The 20,362-nt window shown below is 53.0% G+C and carries 17 protein-coding genes; 9 read left to right on the plus strand and 8 right to left on the minus strand.

The window, feature by feature from the left end; translation table 11 throughout:
* Positions 1 to 103: 103 nt before the first annotated feature.
* From IPI86_RS22130 to secG, 4 genes are all read right to left on the minus strand, one after another.
* Positions 104 to 982, minus strand: a complete 879-nt coding sequence (locus IPI86_RS22130) for a DUF1385 domain-containing protein (protein ID WP_345300198.1) — start codon at positions 980 to 982, stop codon at positions 104 to 106.
* A 13-nt stretch (positions 983 to 995) separates the two neighbouring features.
* The gene (locus IPI86_RS22135; protein WP_345300199.1) at positions 996 to 2,363 is read right to left on the minus strand and encodes a dipeptidase; all 1,368 of its coding nucleotides are present in this window, start codon (positions 2,361 to 2,363) and stop codon (positions 996 to 998) included.
* A gap of 38 nt (positions 2,364 to 2,401) precedes the next feature.
* Positions 2,402 to 4,090: a peptide ABC transporter substrate-binding protein gene (locus IPI86_RS22140; RefSeq protein ID WP_345300200.1), complete on the minus strand. Its 1,689-nt coding sequence runs from the start codon at positions 4,088 to 4,090 to the stop codon at positions 2,402 to 2,404.
* 81 nt (positions 4,091 to 4,171) lie between these two features.
* Positions 4,172 to 4,396 (minus strand): preprotein translocase subunit SecG, encoded by a 225-nt coding sequence (gene secG / locus IPI86_RS22145; RefSeq protein ID WP_345300201.1) that lies wholly within the window; start codon positions 4,394 to 4,396, stop codon positions 4,172 to 4,174.
* A 139-nt stretch (positions 4,397 to 4,535) separates the two neighbouring features.
* Between secG and IPI86_RS22150 the strand changes: the two genes are divergently transcribed.
* From IPI86_RS22150 to IPI86_RS22170, 5 genes are all read left to right on the plus strand, one after another.
* Entirely contained in the window at positions 4,536 to 5,597 is a 1,062-nt protein-coding gene (locus IPI86_RS22150) for a CehA/McbA family metallohydrolase (protein ID WP_345300202.1), read from the plus strand.
* A gap of 214 nt (positions 5,598 to 5,811) precedes the next feature.
* On the plus strand, positions 5,812 to 6,096 hold the full coding sequence (gene rpsF, locus IPI86_RS22155) for a 30S ribosomal protein S6 (protein ID WP_345300203.1): 285 nt from the start codon (positions 5,812 to 5,814) through the stop codon (positions 6,094 to 6,096).
* A 42-nt stretch (positions 6,097 to 6,138) separates the two neighbouring features.
* Complete coding sequence (locus tag IPI86_RS22160; protein ID WP_345300204.1) at positions 6,139 to 6,561, plus strand: single-stranded DNA-binding protein; 423 nt, start codon at positions 6,139 to 6,141, stop codon at positions 6,559 to 6,561.
* 17 nt (positions 6,562 to 6,578) lie between these two features.
* Complete coding sequence (gene rpsR / locus IPI86_RS22165) at positions 6,579 to 6,866, plus strand: 30S ribosomal protein S18 (protein WP_345300205.1); 288 nt, start codon at positions 6,579 to 6,581, stop codon at positions 6,864 to 6,866.
* 339 nt (positions 6,867 to 7,205) lie between these two features.
* The gene (locus IPI86_RS22170; protein ID WP_345300206.1) at positions 7,206 to 8,627 is read left to right on the plus strand and encodes a peptidylprolyl isomerase; all 1,422 of its coding nucleotides are present in this window, start codon (positions 7,206 to 7,208) and stop codon (positions 8,625 to 8,627) included.
* Between the two features lie 123 nt (positions 8,628 to 8,750).
* On the opposite strand, the gene smc is transcribed toward IPI86_RS22170, so the two are convergent.
* The gene (gene smc, locus IPI86_RS22175) at positions 8,751 to 12,362 is read right to left on the minus strand and encodes a chromosome segregation protein SMC (RefSeq protein WP_345300207.1); all 3,612 of its coding nucleotides are present in this window, start codon (positions 12,360 to 12,362) and stop codon (positions 8,751 to 8,753) included.
* Between the two features lie 81 nt (positions 12,363 to 12,443).
* The gene (gene rnc / locus IPI86_RS22180) at positions 12,444 to 13,151 is read right to left on the minus strand and encodes a ribonuclease III (protein ID WP_345300208.1); all 708 of its coding nucleotides are present in this window, start codon (positions 13,149 to 13,151) and stop codon (positions 12,444 to 12,446) included.
* Positions 13,152 to 13,331: 180 nt separating this feature from the next.
* Here rnc and IPI86_RS22185 point away from each other — a divergent pair, with 180 nt between their 5' ends.
* Entirely contained in the window at positions 13,332 to 13,553 is a 222-nt protein-coding gene (locus IPI86_RS22185; protein WP_345300209.1) for an aldo/keto reductase, read from the plus strand.
* Positions 13,554 to 13,570: 17 nt separating this feature from the next.
* The gene (locus tag IPI86_RS22190) at positions 13,571 to 14,278 is read left to right on the plus strand and encodes an aldo/keto reductase (RefSeq protein WP_345300210.1); all 708 of its coding nucleotides are present in this window, start codon (positions 13,571 to 13,573) and stop codon (positions 14,276 to 14,278) included.
* Between the two features lie 291 nt (positions 14,279 to 14,569).
* Here the strand turns inward: IPI86_RS22190 and IPI86_RS22195 are convergent, their stop codons facing one another.
* Positions 14,570 to 15,424, minus strand: a complete 855-nt coding sequence (locus IPI86_RS22195) for a metal-dependent phosphohydrolase (RefSeq protein WP_345300211.1) — start codon at positions 15,422 to 15,424, stop codon at positions 14,570 to 14,572.
* A 160-nt stretch (positions 15,425 to 15,584) separates the two neighbouring features.
* Here IPI86_RS22195 and miaA point away from each other — a divergent pair, with 160 nt between their 5' ends.
* Complete coding sequence (gene miaA / locus IPI86_RS22200; RefSeq protein ID WP_345300212.1) at positions 15,585 to 16,517, plus strand: tRNA (adenosine(37)-N6)-dimethylallyltransferase MiaA; 933 nt, start codon at positions 15,585 to 15,587, stop codon at positions 16,515 to 16,517.
* Between the two features lie 40 nt (positions 16,518 to 16,557).
* Complete coding sequence (locus IPI86_RS22205; RefSeq protein WP_345300213.1) at positions 16,558 to 18,258, plus strand: long-chain fatty acid--CoA ligase; 1,701 nt, start codon at positions 16,558 to 16,560, stop codon at positions 18,256 to 18,258.
* A gap of 64 nt (positions 18,259 to 18,322) precedes the next feature.
* On the opposite strand, the gene ftsH is transcribed toward IPI86_RS22205, so the two are convergent.
* On the minus strand, positions 18,323 to 20,185 hold the full coding sequence (gene ftsH / locus IPI86_RS22210; protein ID WP_345300214.1) for an ATP-dependent zinc metalloprotease FtsH: 1,863 nt from the start codon (positions 20,183 to 20,185) through the stop codon (positions 18,323 to 18,325).
* Positions 20,186 to 20,362 lie beyond the last annotated feature (177 nt).

Genomic DNA, 20,362 nt, shown 5'->3' on the forward strand with positions numbered 1-20,362 from the left:
GTAGAGATCAGCGTCTCATTATTTGGTTCATAAAAACACGACTCACCCGAAGATTAACTTTGGGGTGAGTCGTTTTTTTGTTTCTTATAAAAGAGTGAAGAAATTACCCTGCTTCGCTCTCCGCTTTGCGCATGGACTGAAATGACTGGATTGCCACTTCGAGCATGGCAAGGTCGGGGGTGCGGGTGGTGAGGTGCTGCAGGGCGAGGTTGGGCTTGATCAAAAATTGGACGAAGGGGCTATCCAAATGATTCGCTGTCCAACGAATGTATTCGATGGCGATGCCTGCGAGGACGGGGATGAACAGGATGCGGGTGGCCAAGCGCCACAAAAGCGGCATGGGGCCAAGCAAAGTGAAGACCAAAATGGAAAGCAAAACCAGCGTGAGCAAAAAGGCCGTTCCGCAGCGCGCGTGTTCGATGGGATATTTCGCGACGACTTCGGGAGTCAATTCCGCGCCTGCTTCGAAGGCGTTGATGGTTTTATGTTCCGCGCCGTGATACATGAACAGACGCTTTACATCGGGCATGAAGCTGATCGCCCAGACATAACCGACCAGTAACCCCAAACGCACGAGGCCTTCGGTCAGGTTGTTCAACCAGGAACTCCAGCCGAGATAATGTTCGGCCGCGCCGCCGATGCCAGCAGGGAGCAAAAAGAAGAGTCCAATGCCGATGGTCATGGACAGGCCCAAGGTCAGATAAAGAGCGGGGCCTTCCAATTTTTCATCCTCACCCGTTTGGGTATTCGCGGAAATGGTCAGGGCTTTCATGCCCAATCCGAGGGCATCCCATAACAGGATGACGCCGCGAATGAACGGGACTTTGGTAATTCCCGAGCGGTACACTTTTGCAAGTTTTTCGGTGTGAATGGTGATCGAGCCATCGGGTGCGCGCATGGCAATGGCAAACGCCTTTTGTCCGCGCATCAAAACGCCTTCGAGAACGGCCTGTCCGCCGTAAGTGATAATTCTGTCTTCCATTGAGTCCTTTGTTCTATTTCATGTTGAAAAAGAAATGGATGAACGCATCCATATTCTTGTGCCACGTAGGCAGGTGCATACGCTCATTCGGCGAGTGGACGTTGTCATCGGGCAGGCCGCCGCCGACGAGACCTGATTCGACGCCGCAGATGTTTTGCAGCATGGCGACCACACCGATCGATCCGCCTTCGCGGCGATAGAGGGGCGGCTTGCCCCAGATCGTTTCCATCGCGGCAGCCATCGCGCGGACACCGTTGGTGTTGACATCGGTAATCGCCCACGGGCTGTCGTGCAGATTTTTCACTTCCCATGTGACGGTCTTGGGGGCATGCTCTTCCATGTAGCGGACAAGCTGCTTATGAACTTCAATGGGATCCTGATCGGGTACGAGGCGGCAAGAGATCTTTGCCATCGCTTTCGCGGGCAAGACTGTCTTCGAACCGGGACCAGTCCACCCTGAGAGAAGGCCGTTTACTTCCAGTGTGGGACGTGCGCCAGTGCGCAAGGCAGGTGTATATTCCTTTTCGCCCCACAAAGCAGGCACTTCGGTTTGTTTCAAATAGCTTTCAGGGGTGGTGGGCAGTTTTGCGGTAGCTTCACGTTCCTGATCAGTCACGGGGCGAACCGAGTCATAAAAGCCCGGCAATGTGATCGTGCCATTGGAATCGTGCATGCCCGCAATCAATTCAGCCAGTGCCTGCGCAGGGTTATGAACCGTGCCGCCGAACAAACCTGAATGCAGGTCACGCGTTGGCCCATACACATGGACTTCGAAATAAGCGAGTCCGCGCAAGCCGAAGGTGATGGTGGGTTCATCGGCAGAGATCGCACCCGCATCGGGATTCAAACAAAAATCGGCTTTGAACAGGTCTTTGTGTTTGGGTAAAAAGTTACCCATATTCATCGAACCGATTTCCTCTTCACCTTCCAACATGAACTTGAGGTTGACGGGGAAGTCGCCCGTCTTCATAATGGATTCGACGGCGTTCAATGTCGCCATGACCTGCCCCTTCATGTCGGAGGTGCCGCGTCCGAAAAGATAATCACCTTTCACGGTCGCTTCGAACGGAGAGGTCTCCCACAATTCAATGGGGTCGACAGGCTGGACATCATAGTGGCCGTAGATCAAAACGGTCGGCGCGCCAGGTCGCTTCAGCCAGTCACCATACACAACGGGATGTCCGCCGGTGGGCATGAGTGCCACGTTCTCAATTCCGATCTTGCGCAGATGGTCGGCAGCCCATTCAGCAGCCTTCAATACCTGCGGCTTGTATTCATCGTCAGTTGAAACGGATTCGATTCTGATGAACTCGGTCAATTCGCGGGAAAAGCGTTCGCGATTTTGATGAGCATATTCAATTGCTTTTTGTGCGTCAGACATTGTCACTCCTTATAAGGTAGTAACGACTTCAGTCGTTTTTACGGCGCCACGGTCGGCACCGGTGTTTGTTCGAGGGTGCGCCTTGTCACGAGATACCATTCCGCGACCAAAGCGAGGCGGTCGCTCACATCGTACATCGGTGCCACTTGCACACCCTGCACTTGTGAATCCACACCATAGGAATAGACGGGGTAATACAAAGGCAGCGAAGGCATGTCTTTTGTGAACAGTACTTGAAAATTACGATACAAGCGCGAACGCGAGGAAAAATCCGCTTCGGTGCGCGCGGATTCCAAAAACTCACTGGCCGTGCGGTTATCCCACTGCGAATAATTCTGTCCGCCTGTGGCTTCAGATTGATGCCAGAAAAGATACGGATCAGGGTCGGGTGTGCGGGCGGTATTCAGATCCGCGAGCGCAGCCTGATAATTTCGCGTGGTCAGGTAATCATTAACCATCGAATCGTACGAGACCGCCTGCAAGTCGATGCGCACACCGATCAAAGACCAATCCAATTGGATGGACTGCGCGATTCGGGTGTGGACTGCATCATCGGGATGGGTCAGCGTAAAGGTCAGGTATTGACCGTCTTTGGCGCGTACATCCCCGCCGCTGGCTGGTATCACATACCCTTCAGCTTTTAGCAACGCTGCGGCAGCATCGGGATCATAATCAAAATGTTCGATTTCCTCGTAGTAAGCCCACGACCCCGGCAAAATGGGACCATCGGCGATGATGGCTTGTCCCTGCATGATGCGCGAAACGATCAACTCGCGGTTGATGCCAAGCAACAACGCGCGGCGGATCTTGTCACTTTGCAAAAAGGATACGGTGGGATTGTTGAGGTTGAGGAAGACCAATCCCAGTTGCGGCAGGCGGCTGGTGTAGACCGAGAGTGTCGGCTCCATCAAGGCTTGCTGCAAAACATCGTTGGTGATCTGACTGACGCCCAGCACTTCCCCCTGCTGATATGCGTCAAGAGCGGAGGCTGAGTCAGGGTAAAAGCGGAAAACGATCTGCTCAACGAAAGGACCCGGCAGGTAATAATCCTCGTTCGAATTAAGCACCACACCGGTGATCTGTCCGCCGCTGGTTGTGAGACGGTCGAATTTATAGGGTCCCGTGCCTACTGGCTGCAGGTTGAATTGCGCCGTGGCAAGTTGGTCTGCAGGGATGGTTTCGAGCAGGTGTTTCGGCAAAACGCCAAAAGTGACGTAATCTAAAAACGGGGCAAAGGGTTCAGGGAGTTTGAACTGGAAGGTTTTGTCGTCAAACCGCTTGATCTCGATCTGCGACCACAAGTCTTTGATATCCTGCGGGAACAGCGAACCGCTGCTCTTGATCATCTCAATGGTGAAGATGACATCGTCGCTGGTAACAGGCTGGCCATCGTGCCAGACCGCATTTGATCGAATTGAAAAATTGTAGAGTGTACCGTCGGGAGATGTGCCCCATGCTTCAGCCAGATCAGGCTGGGGCAGCCCGTGCGCGTCAAAGCGGATCAAACCGCTAAAGATCAGGCGATTGATATCCCGGTCAGCAGGGTTGTTCCAATCCAGCATGGGATTGAGGCGTCCCATGGAACCGACCAGCGCTTCGGTGTAGATTCCCCCCGGCGCGGCTTCGGGCAAAAAGGACGTGCTTATTGGTTGTTGGCTAAGCAACAGCAGAGCCACGATCACAACCGTGACCGCTACAACCAGAATCTGCCAGCGTAATTTTTTCATAATTTGTTGTGAAAATAAAGAAAGGCCGCCGCCGCCCCACACGGGGGCAATGGCCCGGCGGCCTTTACAGGCTTGCGTTTTCTAGCCTCCGATAATGATGACAGCGAAGACGAGACCGAAAAATATCACAGCCAGTGCGATGGTCACCCAGAAGAGAATGCGTTCAATACCGCGGCGGGCAGTGAACACACCACCGGTATCTGCGCCGGTAAGACCACCGAGCCCTGCGCCCTTGCTTTGCAGGATGACGCCAAGGATCAAACCTACTGAGGTTATAATCAGCGCAATATCCAAAAACTTTTCCATACGATATGCCTCCTTAAATTTAGCGGGCAGATTATACCTGTTTCGGAAGTGAATCGTCAACAAAGGTTTTCTTGAATCGTCTTTCCTCTTTCTTCTTTTCTTTGAAGAAAGGGGAAAGAGTTTGATTATAGAGGAGTTTATGCCCGAAGTTATCGTCAATTTGCACATGCATACACGCTACTCCGATGGAAGTGGTACCCACCAGGATATTGCCAAAGCGGCACTTGCGGCTGGTGTGGACGCCGTGATCGTGACCGACCACAACGTGCTGGTGCAGGGTTTCGAAGGCTATTATAAGGAAAAGAACAAAAAGATCCTCATGTTGATCGGCGAGGAAGTTCACGATCAGGCGCGGGACCCGCAGAAGAATCACCTGCTGGTCTTTGGCGGCGGAAGGGAACTCGCCACGTTCGCCCATGACCCGCAGCTGCTCATTGATCAAGCGCAGGCTTCTGGCGGACTGGCTTTCATCGCCCATCCCGATGACCCTGCCGCACCCGCCTTCAAGGAAACGGATATTTCGTGGGAGGACTGGTCGGTTCGTCACTACACGGGAATCGAGTTATGGAATGCGTTGAGCGAATTAAAGACCATTGTACCGACAATTTTCCACGGGGCGTTTTATGCCCTCTTCCCTGCATTGGTGGCTCACCAGCCGATTCCCAACACCGTTTTAAAATGGGACGAACTTCTTTCCACAGGTGCGCAGGTGGTTGCCATCGGCGGCTCAGATGCTCATGCCCTGCACATGAGTTTGGGACCGATCAGCCGTGTGATCTTCCCGTACGAATTTCACTTCCGCACGGTAAATACGCACCTGATCCTGCCTGAGGCTTTGAGCGGCGACGTCAATATCGATAAAAAGCTGATCTATGAAGCCATGGCCGCGGGTCATTGTTTTGTCGGTTATGACCTGCCCGCTCCCACGCGCGGATTTCATTTCACGGCGCAAGGACTGGAGAAAAATGCGATCATGGGCGATGAAATCCCTGCCAAGGGAGGCGTCACATTGCAGGCAAAACTCCCGTCAGATGCGGAGATTCGGCTGTTGAAGGATGGGGTTGTGATCAATACCTGGAAGAATAAATCTTCCTGTGTGCACATTACGACAGATGCAGGGGTATATCGCATCGAGGCCTATCGCAGATATCTGGGGAAACTGCGCGGGTGGATTTACAGCAATCCGATCTATGTGAGGTAGGTGGAAGGTGCGACGCACATTATCCTCCTGCTGAAAATGCCCTTCGGACGGGAGCAGTTTTCAGTTAAGTATGAGGCGTTTTTTCGTCCAGATAAAATGGTTTTGTGGTAAACTTCGCCCGCTAAATTAGGTACGTTATTATATGCGTGCCTTTCCGTTCCTGGCTAGCCAACGGTTTGAACAGGAACAAACCCATGGAAAGGAGGTTTTCCCTATGCGTAATTATGAATTAGTCTGTGTGATCCAGCCAGATCTGGACGAGAATGCTTTTAACAGCGTGCTCGAGAAGGTGAAAGGTTGGGTTACTGAATCAGGCGGTAATGTGGATAAGGTTGATGTGTGGGGCCGTCGCAAGCTGGCCTACATTATCAAGAAGCACCGCGAAGGTCAGTTCGTTCTTTTGAACTTGTCCATGAACCCGTCTACAACTTCTGATCTTGAACGCAATCTGCGCTATCAAGAGCCGATCATTCGTCACATGCTTTCTGTTGTTGGTTAATTTTTTTGTTGCATTGCCCGGTAATTTATCAAGGAGACTATTATGAGCCGAGGCCTTAATAAAGTTCAGATCATCGGTCATCTCGGGAAAGACCCCGAGATGCGCTACACCCCATCAGGAAAACCTGTGACCACTTTTTCGGTGGCCGTAAGCCGTTCGTGGAATAGCGCGGACGGGGAACGCCACAGCGAGACAGAGTGGTTCAATGTGGTGGCCTGGGGTAATCTCGCTGAAATCTGCAAGCAGTATCTTGTGAAAGGACAGCAGGTTTTTGTGGAAGGTCGTTTGCAAACCCGCCGCTGGGATGACAAGGAAGGTCAGAAGCATACCAGTGTGGAAATCGTTGCGAACGAGATGATGATGCTGGGCGACCGTCGCGATGCGAACAATAACCACACCCAGGAAGCCGATCTCTCCTCCGCCGAAAATGGTTCGTCCATGGCGGAAGATGAATTTCCGTTTTAGTTTGTTTGGAGTAAATCATGAGTGAAGAACGCAACTATTCGGGTGGCGGCGAAGGCGGTGGTGACCGCAGATTTTTCGCCAAACCCAAGTTCTGCCAATTTTGCGCCGACAAGATGCTGGTCATCGACTACAAGAAGACCGATCTGCTTCGCAAATATATAACCGAGGAAGGCAAGATTCGCCCGCGCCGCCAGACCGGCGCATGCGCAAAACATCAGCGTGTTGTGGCAGCCGCCGTTAAACAGGCGCGCCACGTGGCATTTCTGCCTTTTAGCGGACGATCCCTGGACGACAACCGTTCATAATTTTCGAAAGAACCTTGCGGGGTATGGGAGCAATTCCCATGCCCCGAATTTATGCCACCCGCTAATTCCTGAAATCGTAATTAGCCCTGGCTGCCATCCTGCTTGAACGCATTATGCGGGATACTTTCAACGCCCACCTGCCCCGAAAAACACAAACCGAAATGGAATGACCGGGTGAAGCCAGGGACGCCGCCAGGCAACCGTTCGCCGGTTTCCTTCTGTGGCCATATGTCTTCGTGGCACCAAAATCTCCAGGCGGGTATGTGTTAAACGGCAGCCTGTGTAAAAATAATATGCAATCGACAGCCCTTGGGCTGTCCATCATAAAGGAGCAAGAAGATGCCTAACGAGAATCCCGTTTTGCATAAAAAGCACGTTGCACGCCTTCAACGTGAGCAGCAGCAGAGCAAGATCATTTTATATACCTTTATCGGGATCCTGGCTGCGGTTCTGCTTTTGGTTTTGTACGGCTATTTGGATATTAACTATTTCCAGCTCAAGCGCCCGGTCGCAAAGGTCGGCGAGACTGAAATCCTCACCAAGCAGTTCGAGGCGCGTGTACGTTTACAGCGCCAGCAGTTATTGGCCCAGTACCAAACCTATACGCAGTATGCCCAGTTCGGTATTGATGTAAATTCACAGTTGCAGCAGATCCAATCCATGCTGGACTCTCCCTCTTCTCTTGGCAAGTCAGTGCTTGACCAGATGATCAACGAAGAAATCATCCGTCAGGAAGCCGCCAAGCGCGGAATTACCGTGAGCGAGGAAGAGGTCAATGAATTGACGGAAGGTGCCTTCGGTTACTTCCCGAACGGTTCCCCCACCCCTTCCACCACGCCCACGGAAGTGACCATGCCCGAGCCGCCTGCCGGCGCGTTCGACATCGTGACCATTACTCCACTTCCCAGCGCGACCCCTGAAAACACGTCTGAACCGACCAGCACCGCGACGAGCGCCCCGGCTGCGACAATTGACCCCGCCCTGATCACCGGAACCCCCGAGGCCACGGCGACCCTTGTCCCCACCGCTACGTTCACCCCGACCGTCACTGCGACAGTCACAGCCACAACGGGTCCCACCAGCACCCCTGAGCCGACTGGCACCCCCTACACGCAAGAAGGCTTCGATAAGCAGTTTAGCGAAGCCAACGAACGTTTGATGGCTCTTGGTTTCGACGGCAACGTTTACAAGGAAGTTTTTGAAAATCAACTCCTTGAATCGAAACTCAAGGACATCATCGCCGCCGATGTTGCCCGCACCGAAGAACAGGTTTGGGCACGTCACATTCTGGTAGGCGATGAAGCAACCGCGCTCAATCTCATTGAGAAACTCAAGAGCGGTGATGACTTTGCCGCCCTCGCGCAGGAATTCTCCACCGACACCGGCTCCGGCGCCCTTGGCGGCGACCTCGGTTGGTTCGGCGCAGGCGCCATGGTAGCCGAATTCGAGACCGCAGCCTTCGCATTGGAAAAACCCGGCGACTTCACCACAACGCCCGTTCAGAGTCAGTACGGCTTCCACATCATTCAGTTGATCGCAAAGCAGGAACGTCCGCTTTCCGTCGATCAATACAACGCCGCCCGCGACAAGGTCTTCCGCGAATGGCTGACCGCCGCTTTTGATGAATACGGCGTGGAAATCTTCGACTTCTGGCAGGAACGTGTTCCCAGCGAGCCGAACTTCATTACTCTCGCCACCGAAGCTGCAAATGCCCAGAACACCGCATTAGCAGAACAGGAAGCTGCAACCGAAGCGCCGTAAATGCAAAGTTGAAGGATGAAGGATAAATAAAAATTCTTCTCCTCTCAAATTCTTTTCAGAGCAAAAAATCCCGCCTTGAAACGAGGCGGGATTTTTTCATCCTACACAATTCATCCTTCGCACTTATCCCCTTTTCAACATATCATCCGTGACCTGGTCGAGACGCAGGCTGATGATCTGGCTGGCTGAGTCACGCCCCATTGTCACACCGTAAATAACATCGGCAGCCTGCACCGTGTTGCGGTTGTGCGTAATGATGATGAACTGCGTATCTTTGCTCAAATCGATCAGCAGATCGCGGAAGCGGCCCACATTGGCCTCATCGAGCATTGCATCCACTTCATCCATCACGCAGACAGGGGTGGGCGAAACTTTGAGAAGCGCAAACACCAGCGCAATGGCCGTGAGACTTCTTTCACCACCCGAAAGCAAGGCCAATCCCTGCTCGCGGCGGCCAGGCAAACGCGCCTCGATCTCAATACCAGTGTCGACAAGATTCTCAGGGTCGGTCAACGCAAGCCGCGCTGAACCACCGCCAAATAAACGCACAAAAGTTTCGCGGAATTGCTTATCCACCGCATCGAAGGTGCGGATAAATTCCTGCTTCGTGATCTCATCCAACTCGGCCACGACCTGCTTCAAGTCGGATTCGGCCTTGCGCAGATCCTCCACCTGTGACTTCATGAAGGTGTAGCGTTCACTTTCCTGATCATATTCCGTTTTTGCATCGGGGTTGATCGGACCCATGCGGCGCAACTGCGCGCGATGATGAGTCAACTGCTCTTCGATCTCGGGCGCGAGTTCCGTCACAACGGGCAATTGCTCGACCATGCCATCCAGCGGTAACGGCACGGGGCCAGAGACATCCGCCGCATAATCGAACATCACCAGACCGAAATCATCGGTGATCTTTTGATGTAAATTATCGAGTGCTTCCTGCTTGCGCAGCTGTTCCAATTGAACCTGGCCATACGAACGTTCTGCATTGGCGAAGATACGCTGTGCACCTGCCTCGGCTTCCTGCAAACGCGCTTCTTCCTGCTCGGCCATTTCAAGGTCTTTTTCGGCGGGCTCAATCAGCACACGCATTTCTTCAATTTGTCCATGCAGGCCTGATTCATTTTCACGCAAACGTGCTTTTTCGTTATCGAGATTGTTGAGCGAATTCTCGGCTTCCTGCAAACGGGAGGCCAGCTCCACGCGCCGCGCATCGAGCCGCGTGATTTCCTTCGCGCGGTCGTCACGTTTTGTGGCGGCACTTCCCACACTTTGCTCGGCCACAGCCACGCGCGTACCCCAATATGAAACCTGATCCTGCAATTCATCGAGGGCCATTTCATTCAGCTTCGCGTTGATGTCCTTCAATTGCGTTTGCGAATCCGCTGAACGATTCTCCACTTCGGTTTGAGACTCGGTAATTTTTTGCTGGATCGAAGCAGATTCCCACGCCTCGGCTTCCAACTGCTTCAACTGATTTTTCTGCCACTCAAGCTGACGATTCGTCGATTCTGACTCAAGCCCGGCCTGCTGCTCGGTCTCTTGAATTTCACCTAGTCTGACGCGGGCTTCGCGGGCATCGGTCTCGGCTTGTGTCAGTTCACGCTGTGCGCCCGCAAGTTGATTGGACAGCCGTTCCACGAGTTCGTTGGATTCAGCCAGTCGTGCGGTGAGTCCGCTCAAGGCGGATTCGAATTCCCGTTTTTGGCGAGGCCTGCTCAAGGCGGAGGAAGAAGCGGTCTTCCCAGCGATGACCAATCCGTCGCCGCGGAACACTTCCCCGCGCAGAGTCACAACACGGGCATGATTCGGCAAATCCTTCACCAGCCTGCGCGCAGTATTTCGATCGCGCACGACCAGGGTTTGGCCCAGCATTAAACGCACCGCACTACGCAATTCATCGGGCGCGTTGACAAGTTCAGAGGCGACCCCAAGGCAATCGGCATCTTCTGGTTTGAAAAGTAGATCGCCATTTTGCTCGCTGAGCGGCAGCAAAGCCGCCCGCCCGGCGTTATCCGATTCGAGCAAACTCAGCGCTTCTTCAAGTTGATTTTCATCGAGCAGCACTGCATCGAGCGTATCGCCAAGTGCGGCGGCAACGGCAATTTCCAATTCGGCGGGAACATCCAGCGCGGCGGAAAGCGCGCCGCGTACACCTGTAAGTTTTTGCGAAGCATTGCGGGCGGCATCGAGCAAATAACGCGCACCTTCGGCATATCCCGCCAGCGACTGCTCGGATTGTTCGAGAACATCGAGCTGCGCCTTCAAACGCGAGAAATCAGATTCCTCAATAGTACGGCGCTCAAGAGCTGCGCGGCGTTCACGCTCGATCGCATCCACTTCATTTTTCTTGTTGACTGCTTTTTCTTCGGCTTCCTGCAAAGCGAGGACAGCCTGTTCACGCGCCGTGTGCGCGGATTCATATTGCGCCTTCGTCTTTGCCGCAAGCGACTCGCCATTGGAAATGGCATTTTTGGTTTGTTCAATTTTCTGAGTCTGCGATTCGAGGCGCGATTTCAATTCGTCCAGTCGGGCGCTGTTTTCGGCACGCTGCTGACTCAAGGTTTCGATCTGATTGCGAATGAGCGCGGCCTGCTCTTCCAACGCGGCCCGCTCAGACTGACGTGACTGCAATCCGCTTTGGGCGTTCGTAAGCTGCTGCCTGGCTTCTTCATATTCGCTTTGAATGCGCGTGATATCCTGCTCCGCCTCGCCATAGCGTTCATTGGCAAGATGCAACTCATCCATCGCATGTTCCTGATCGGAAAGGATGGCGGCCTGTGTATTGGTCAATGCGCGGCGGCGTTCTTCGAGAACGGCCAGTTCACGGCTGATGGCTTCGCGCTGGTTATGCAAATCCGCCGACTGACGATGCCAGCCGTTCAATTGCGCGCGCAGTCCCGAAAGCCTCTCACGGAAGGCGGTGTATTCGGCTTGGGTCTTTTCATGCACAACGCGCAGGTCACGCACGCGCACTTCCTGCCCGCGCACGGTCTCGCGCGCATCGGTCAAGTCACGCTGTGCGCGATGCCAGTGAAAACCGTACCATTCGCGCAGGATCAGTTTCATATCCGCTTGGGCACGCGCAAAATCGATGGCTCGTTTTGCCTGCCGCTCCAAACTGCGAATGCGCGGCTCGAGTTCGGCCATGATATCGAGCACACGCTCGAGGTTTCGCTCAGTGTTTTCAAGTCGTTTGAGGGCGTCGTCGCGGCGCGCACGGTACAGACCCACGCCCGCAGCTTCCTCGAACAAACGGCGACGGTCATCAGCTTTCAATGCAAGCGAAGCATCCACCAGGCCCTGACCGAGGATCGTATAAGTCCGCTCGCTCAAACCAGCCTGCGCAAGCAATTCATTCATTTCGCGCAAACGCACATGCTGACCATTGATCAAATAATCGTTGTGTCCGTCACGGTGCGCCGCGCGTGAAAGCGCCACTTCCGAAAAATCCACGGGCAGCCACTGCTCAGTGTTATCAAAGGTGATGATGGCCTGCGCCATGCCTGAGCGAGCACGATGTTCTGAACCTGAGAAGATCATGTCTTCGGTCTTCTTGCCGCGCAGCAGCGTGTACGATTGTTCGCCCAACACCCAGCGCAGCGAGTCGGCAATGTTCGATTTCCCCGAACCGTTCGGCCCGACGATGGCAGTGATCCCGCTCGCGAACTCAAACACGGTCCGCGATGCGAAAGTTTTGTATCCTTGCAGTTCAAGTGATTTTAGACGAAGAGGCATGGGTTATTTTCGATTTTCTTTGGGTTTACAGATTATCAGGTTGGAAGGTTAACTTGCAAACTCTTCAACCTGCCAACATTTTCACATGACATTCAATTTATTCAAAGCATCCTGCGCGGCGGCGTGTTCGGCATGGCTCTTGCTTGTGCCTTTGCCCTCACCCTTCGCCGCACCAGCGATCTCAACAACGATCTCAAACGTAACGAGATGGTCGGGTCCGCTTGTACCGATCACGCGGTAACGCGGCGCGCCCAATTTCTGCGCCTGCGCCCACTCCTGCAGTTTGCTTTTTGGATCATGGATCTCGTTCAGGATAAGTTCGCGGGCATCCTCCAAAATAGGATGAACGAACGCTTCCACCATGCCGAGACCTGATTCTAAAAACAATGCGCCAACCAGCGCCTCGAAAGCGGACCCAAGCAAATTGTCGCGATTGGAACCGCCGGAAGCCGCCTCACCACGCCCGAGACGCAGGGCATTCCCCAATTCCAATTTGCGGGCAAACTTCGCCAACTGCTCATTGCGGACAAGCGCCGAGCGCACCTTGGTCAAGTCACCTTCGGGCATTTCGGGAAAACGGTTATACACCCATGCCCCCACAATGAAATCAAGCACGGCATCGCCGAGAAATTCAAGGCGTTCGTTATCGTCCACGGCCAGCGGATTCTCGTTGACGTAGGATCGGTGGGTCAGGGCACGCGTCAGCAAAGCTAAATTTGAAAAGGGCAGACCCAGCCGTCGGCTTAGGTCAGATGCGGATTCAACTTCCCGCGCATTCAAGTTGGGCATTTCAGGGATTCCTCCTGGAACTCAGGGGACGCCAGCCCCCGCCCCATCCCAAAGCGGGAAGTCAGAGACTCGCATTCCATCAGTTCCACTAAAATTTTAAGCGGGCTGAATTGTAACCTGTATTTTTTTGGAACGGGGTTTTTTAAGATAAAATCGGGGCTGTTCTTCACTGGAGGCATCGTGACCGAAATCAGCAACGAAACAAGGTTCCTGCACGCCATCGAAATGGGGCTGGGAGCGTGGCAATGGGGCGACCGAATCGTCTGGGGCTATGGGCAGACACACACCGACAAGGAAATCCGCGAATCGTTCGACGCCTCACTGGCGCTCGGAATTCGATTTGTAGATACCGCCGAAATTTACGGCTCGGGATATTCAGAGCGTTTGCTTGGACAGTTTTAAAAGAAATAGATCAGCCCGTGCTGGTTGCAACAAAATTCTTTCCCTGGCCGTGGCGTTTCAACAAAGGATTCCTGCCACGCGCACTGAAAGGCAGTTTGGAACGCCTCGGTTTAGACTCGGTGGATTTGTATCAAATTCACTGGCCCTCGCCCATCTTGAGTCCTGAAACGATGATGGAAGGCATGGTCGAATGCGTGAAGCGCGGACTGACCCGCACGGTGGGCGTTTCCAATTTCGGTGAAAAGAGAATGATCCGCGCCTACACCACGCTGGCGCGGCATGGAATTCCACTGGCGTCGAATCAGGTACATTACAGCCTATTGAGCCGCGAAGTGGAAAAGAACGGCACACTCGCACGCTGCAAAGAATTGGGAATCCGCCTGATCGCCTATTCCCCGCTCGAAAAAGGTTTATTGACTGGAAAATATTCTTCAGAGAATCCGCCGCCCGGCGTGCGCGCCTCACAGTATACAGAACTGCTCAAGAAACTCCCGCCTGTGCTAAAGCTATTACAGGAGATTGGTTTGAATCACGGTGATAAAACCATCTCGCAGGTGGCGTTGAATTGGCTGATCTGCAAGGGCGCACTTCCCATCCCTGGCGCGAAGAGCTTGAAACAAGCCGAGAACAACGCAGGCGGCGCAGGCTGGCGCATGACCGATGAGGAAGTAGCCCGGTTGGATGAGGCCACGGATGATATTCGGGAGTATTCGAAGGCGGCATAATCTGCGAGGCATTTCTGTAGGTCGGGTTTGTAACCCGCCGCATCCATGTCATAGGAAAGTCAGGCTGCAAGCCTGATCTACGGAGAGCATCGAAAAGGATACGCTTCAAGCGTATCCTTTTCGATTTAACTCACCTTTACGCAGTGTCGTTCTGAGCGATAGCGACACTTGCGCTGCAGCGAAGAACCTCTACGATTGTCTCAGAGACCCTTCGCTATCGCTCAGGGAATCACGATCGGATGCGTAAGGTGAGTGATTTAATATAGAGTGCGTCGCACTTAATCTCTTAATCTATCTCACCCCACGATCATGCTCGGCATCGAAGACGTGGGAATGCATGTTGGCGATCCATTGTTTGCCATCTTCGGTGAGGCGGAGATAGTGCAGGGCATCTTGAATGTAGGGGCTGACGCTGTTCCAGTAAAAAGAAGCGTAGTTCTTGCGTAAGTCATTAGGCGATTTGTAGCCAAATTTTTCGTTGACGCCCAATTCCTGAAATTCGTAAAACAAAGCAGGGGATTTTCGCAAGTAATCAGGGTCGCCGAGTTGACCGATGAAATCCGCCGCGCGGACGAGGCCGCCCATCCCTTTTGTGTCCTTGTACATTTCGCCTGGCGGGGACGGAAAACGAGTCATTTCAATATAAGAGGCGATCAATTCTGCATCAAGGAATTTGGTCATATCTTGAAGCAGGCCCGTTCCAAAGCGTTCGATGACGAACAATTTGCTGCGGTCCACGTGATACGGAGTCAGCGCCACGTCGGTGCCTTCGGGGGAGATGAAGACCATCTTATCCCCCACCCCAACCGTAAATTGATCCTGTGTATCATTCTTACAAACACCTTTGACGTAACCAATGTCATGACATAAAACTGCGATCATAAAATGCATCCAATCGCGGGGCGTGATACCGCCATCGCGCAGATGTTTCCCTTCGATGATGGCCTGCCCCGCAAGCGCTACCATGATGGTATGGTCAATATCGTGATAAAGCGCGTCGGAGTTGGCAATGTTTTCCAATGCAAGCCGTCCGCACCAGGCAACGATGCGGCCAAAGTCACTGTTGATATCGCCGTATGTGCGCTGATAGACCGTCCGCAATTGCTCGACGAACATGTCAATGGTTAATTCCTGCCAGTTGATCATTTGCTCACCTTTTGATTTCGTGATTTGTTCAACAAGAGATAAAATAGAAACAATAAATTTTGCACTATATTCGATGCAAGAGAAACCCAGTGTGAAAGAACTTTATAAAAGTGTACCAGAAAGACAGACGATTAATCCAATCATTTTGAAGCGATCATTCATGCAAAGCAAACCACCCCTCATTCTCATTGTCGGCCCGACCGCTGTCGGTAAAACCGAACTTGCGATTCAACTCGCGAAAAAAATGAACGGCGAGATCATCTCGGCAGATTCGCGTCTCTTCTATCGTGGCATGGATATTGGAACGGCAAAACCATCCAAAGAAGAGATGGCGCAGGTCCCACATTATTTGATCGACATCGTCAACCCTGATGAAACGCTCAGCCTTGCGGTCTTTCAGCAAAAAGCAAAAGAGATCATCGAGGATGTGCATGCGCGGGAGAAACTCCCATTTTTGGTCGGCGGCACGGGTCAATATGTGCGGGCGGTCACGCAGGGATGGACGCCTCCAGAAGTTGTAGCAGACGAGCGGGTGCGCGGCGAGCTGGAAAAGATAAAAGATGAAAGAGGATTTGAGTGGCTACACGCTAAACTTGCACAACTTGACCCTGAATCTGCGCTAAAAATTGATGCCCGCAATGTGCGGCGGACGATCCGCGCTTTGGAAGTGATTTTGACAACGGGTAGAAAGTTTTCAGAACAGCGCGGGCAAGGCGACTCGCCGTATCATTTAATTACCGTCGGCTTGATACGGCCGCGCGAGGAACTTTATCAGCGGGTGGATGAACGCATCGAAGCCATGTTCGCGGCTGGATTCATCGACGAGGTAAAGAGTCTGCTGGACAGCGGATACGCCGCAACACTGCCAAGCATGTCGGCGATCGGGTACCGGGAATGTGTCAGCGTGGTGCAAGGTCAATTGACGACCGAGCAGGCCAAAGTCGAGATGAAGCGAGCGACGCGGGTCTTCGTCCGCAGGCAGGCGAACTGGTTCAAAGAGTCCGACCCCAATATTGCATGGTTCAAAGTCAAAGATGGCGTGAGCATTGATGTGGAAAAACACATCCGCAATCAATTGACTTTTGATTCTTGATTGTATATACTTCACATATCCCTTGAAGGAGGAGCAACTCATGAATAACCGTCCGTGGCTAGCGCATTACGATAAAGGTGTACCGCAAACAATCGATTACCCGAAAGCGCCGCTTTTCTATTTTTTGGAGGAAGCTGCGCGCAAATATCCTGACCGCGCCTGTACGATCTTCAAGGGTGCGGTCATTTCGTATAAAGAGATGAATGCGCTTTCTGATCACATGGCTGCCGCGCTTGTTGAGATGGGAGTGAAAAAAGGGGATCGGGTGGGAATCTTTATGCCGAATACGCCGCAATTCGTGATCGCGTATTACGGTATCCTGAAGGCCGGGGGAGCGGTCGTGGCGGTGAACCCCACCTACCCGGTGGATGAGATCATCACTCCAGTAAACGACGCAAACATCGAGATCATGTTCACGCTCAGTCGTTTTTATGACAAGTTGAAAGCGGCGCGTGAAAGATCGAAACTCAAGAAGATCATCGTTACAAACATCAAGGAGACATTGCCTCCGTTCACACGCCTGCTTTTCACTCTCGTTAAAGAGAAGAAGGAAGGCGACCGCGTGGATACACTCGCCAGCGGCGATGTGTGGATGAAAGACCTGCTTGCCAAACACGCGAACTCCGCGAAACCGAATGTGGAAGTGACTCCCGACGACACAGCCCTGTTCCAATACTCCGGCGGAACCACGGGTGTGCCGAAGGGTGCCGTGGCAATGCATCGCAACGTAGTTGCCAACACGCTCCAGATCAAATCATGGATGCCTGCGCTTGATCCTGGGAATGAAGTGGTATTGATGGGCATTCCCCTCTTCCATGTGTATGGCATGGTGGCAGGGATGAATTTTGCAATGGCGAACGGCGCAAGCATGGTCATGGTGCCAAACGCCCGTGACTTGAAGGATGTGCTGGACAATATCAGCAAATATAAGGCCACAATTTTCCCCGGCGTTCCTCTGCTGTATAACGGCATCAACAATCATCCTGATGTAAAAGCGGGCAAATACGACCTGTCTTCCATCAAAGCTTGTATCTCCGGGTCTGCCCCATTGATGCGCGAGACAAAGGAACAGTTCGAGAAATTAACGGGCGGCAAAGTATTTGAAGGCTACGGCCTTTCAGAAGCACCGACCGCCACTCACTGCAATCCGCTTGAAGGTGAAAACAAAGTCGGTTCGATCGGCATGCCGTTACCCGATGTGGATATAAAACTCATCAGCCTTGATGATGGTGAAACTGAACTTGCCCAGGGCGAGATCGGCGAGATCATTGTCAACGGGCCGCAGGTGATGAAGGGGTATCACAACATGCCCACTGAAACCGCCAACAGTCTGCGCGAGATGAAAGATGGCAAGGTCTGGTTGTTCACCGGTGACATCGCCCGCATGGACGAGGATGGTTACTTCTACATCGTCGACCGCAAGAAAGAACTCATCAAGCCGGGCGGTTTCCAGGTATGGCCGCGCGAAGTGGAAGAAGCCATCATGGATCATCCGAAGGTGTTGGAAGTGGGCGTCGGCGGCATCCCCGACCCACAACGCGGCGAGACCGTCAAAGCCTGGGTGGTGGTAAAGCCCGGCGAAACCCTGACCGAAGCCGAACTCAAGGCCTTCTGCAAGGAACATCTCGCTCCATACAAGGTCCCCACCCACTATGAATTCCGCACCGAACTGCCGAAGACAACAGTTGGAAAGATCCTGCGCCGTGAATTGGTGCGACAGCATAAAGAAGGTGGAAAGTAATCAGTAATTGGTTAATACAAAAGAGGCTTCCCGTTTGGGAAGCCTCTTCTTAATTTATAAACTGTTACGCGATCTGCGGAGTACCGCTCTTCTTGCCCAAAGGTGACGGGAAGAGTCTTTCAAATTCATCGCGGTTGATCGATTCAACCTCGAGAAGCTGCTTGGCGACAATATCCAATTGCTTGCGGTATTTCTTGACCGTGTTCTTGGCGATCTTGTATGATTCTTCCACGATCTTGCGGACTTCGCGGTCGATCTGTTCGGCCACGGCTTCAGAGTAATCGCGCTGTTCCGAAATCTCGCGCCCGAGGAAGATCATCTCTTCTTTTTGGCCGTAGGTCATGGTGCCCATTTCGGCGCTCATGCCGAGGCGGGTGACCATGGCGCGTGCCATGCGGGTCACCTGCTCAATGTCATTGGATGCGCCGGAGGTGATGTCATCAAAGATGAGTTCCTCTGCGGCGCGGCCACCGAGGGCCATGGCCAATGTCGCGAGCATCTTCTTGCGAGACATGAGGATGCGGTCTTCATCAGGGCGGAACCAGGTCACGCCGCCAGCCTGTCCGCGGCCAACAATGGTCACTTTTTGGACGGGGTCTGCTTCAGCGATGGCATTTGCCACGATGGCATGACCAGCTTCATGGTAGGCAATGATTCGTTTCTCTTCGTCAGAGATCAGACGGGATTTGCGTTCAGGTCCCATCACCACGCGTTCGATGGCCTCTTCCATTTCCGACTGACCGATTGATTTCTTGTTGCGGCGTGCAGCTAAAATCGCGGCTTCATTAACAAGGTTCTCAAGATCAGCACCAACAAATCCGGGCGTGCCGCGGGCAACCGTGGCGAGATCAGCCGTCGGATCCAATGGCTTGCCTTTCACATGCACTCGGAGAATGGCTTCGCGTCCCTTCACATCGGGGCGATCCAGCGTGACGCGGCGGTCAAAACGGCCGGGGCGAAGCAAGGCTGGGTCCAGAATGTCGGGGCGGTTGGTTGCGGCAATGATAATGACATTGGTGTCGGTGCCGAAACCGTCCATTTCAACAAGCATTTGATTGAGCGTCTGCTCGCGCTCATCGTGTGAACCGCCAAGGCCCGCACCGCGCTGACGGCCGACGGCATCAATTTCATCGATAAAGATAATACAGGGAGAGTGTCTCTTGGCCTGATCGAAAAGATCACGAACGCGGCTTGCGCCAACGCCCACAAACATTTCCACGAATTCAGAACCAGAGATGGAGAAGAACGGCACACCCGCTTCACCGGAAACAGCCTTCGCAAGCAAAGTCTTGCCTGTTCCTGGAGGGCCAACGAGCAAAACGCCCTTCGGAATGCGCGCTCCAAGCTGAATGAATTTCTGCGGTTCTTTGAGGAACTCAACGATCTCTTCCAATTCCTGCTTTGATTCTTCAGCACCGGCTACATCGGCAAAGGTAACGGTAGGATGCTCACCGCTAAACATACGCGCGCGGCTCTTGCCAAAGGACATGGCCGCATTGTTGCTGCCTTGCGCCTGACGGAAGATAAACCACAACACGCCAGCCATTAAAATGACAGGCAGGATATAAATTGCACCGCTTAAAACACCCGCCCAAACAGAGGGAGCGCTCACTTCGATGACTACATTTTCAGGGGCGAGTTGCTCCGTCGTAACACCCAGACTGCGAAGCTGATCCACAAACGTGGCATCCGGTTCTTTACGAGACTCAACGCCTTCTTCCACACCGTTCTTAAAGATCACACGAATAGTGTCGTCGCTATCAATAGCGATACGGGCGACTTCACCCTTTTGTACAGCCAAAGCCACTTCATTAATGGTGAGCGGCTTTTCTGTGTTCAAATTTTCGCGGAGGCCCATGTAGAACATGGCGCCAATGGCAACGATCAGAAGGAAGTACACAAAAAACGATTGACTACGGGAATTCACGGAATCCTCCAAATATGACTTACGGCTGGATTATACCAAGCCCAATCATTAGATGACGCGTACTGGGCAAATATTATATGATATTCTAATACGACCCGTTTTGACTGGGTTCAACGTGGCCATTTTTAGCCGAAAACTGCTTGCAAAAGCAATCAAAAGCGGATCTCCCCGAAGAAT

Source organism: Candidatus Villigracilis affinis, assembly GCF_016705895.1.
In the GTDB taxonomy this organism is placed as follows: Bacteria; Chloroflexota; Anaerolineae; order Anaerolineales; family Villigracilaceae; genus Villigracilis; species Villigracilis affinis.

Excerpts from the sequence above, each read along its gene's own strand:
- IPI86_RS22150 (WP_345300202.1), top strand. The coding sequence starts at position 4,536 with ATGCCCGAAGTTATCGTCAATTTGCACATGCATACACGCTACTCCGAT.
- rpsF (WP_345300203.1), top strand. The coding sequence starts at position 5,812 with ATGCGTAATTATGAATTAGTCTGTGTGATCCAGCCAGATCTGGACGAG.
- secG (WP_345300201.1), bottom strand. The coding sequence starts at position 4,396 with ATGGAAAAGTTTTTGGATATTGCGCTGATTATAACCTCAGTAGGTTTG.
- miaA (WP_345300212.1), top strand. The coding sequence starts at position 15,585 with ATGCAAAGCAAACCACCCCTCATTCTCATTGTCGGCCCGACCGCTGTC.
- IPI86_RS22195 (WP_345300211.1), bottom strand. The coding sequence starts at position 15,424 with ATGATCAACTGGCAGGAATTAACCATTGACATGTTCGTCGAGCAATTG.
- IPI86_RS22160 (WP_345300204.1), top strand. The coding sequence starts at position 6,139 with ATGAGCCGAGGCCTTAATAAAGTTCAGATCATCGGTCATCTCGGGAAA.
- rnc (WP_345300208.1), bottom strand. The coding sequence starts at position 13,151 with ATGCCCAACTTGAATGCGCGGGAAGTTGAATCCGCATCTGACCTAAGC.
- IPI86_RS22135 (WP_345300199.1), bottom strand. The coding sequence starts at position 2,363 with ATGTCTGACGCACAAAAAGCAATTGAATATGCTCATCAAAATCGCGAA.
- IPI86_RS22140 (WP_345300200.1), bottom strand. The coding sequence starts at position 4,090 with ATGAAAAAATTACGCTGGCAGATTCTGGTTGTAGCGGTCACGGTTGTG.
- smc (WP_345300207.1), bottom strand. The coding sequence starts at position 12,362 with ATGCCTCTTCGTCTAAAATCACTTGAACTGCAAGGATACAAAACTTTC.
- IPI86_RS22205 (WP_345300213.1), top strand. The coding sequence starts at position 16,558 with ATGAATAACCGTCCGTGGCTAGCGCATTACGATAAAGGTGTACCGCAA.
- IPI86_RS22130 (WP_345300198.1), bottom strand. The coding sequence starts at position 982 with ATGGAAGACAGAATTATCACTTACGGCGGACAGGCCGTTCTCGAAGGC.
- IPI86_RS22170 (WP_345300206.1), top strand. The coding sequence starts at position 7,206 with ATGCCTAACGAGAATCCCGTTTTGCATAAAAAGCACGTTGCACGCCTT.
- rpsR (WP_345300205.1), top strand. The coding sequence starts at position 6,579 with ATGAGTGAAGAACGCAACTATTCGGGTGGCGGCGAAGGCGGTGGTGAC.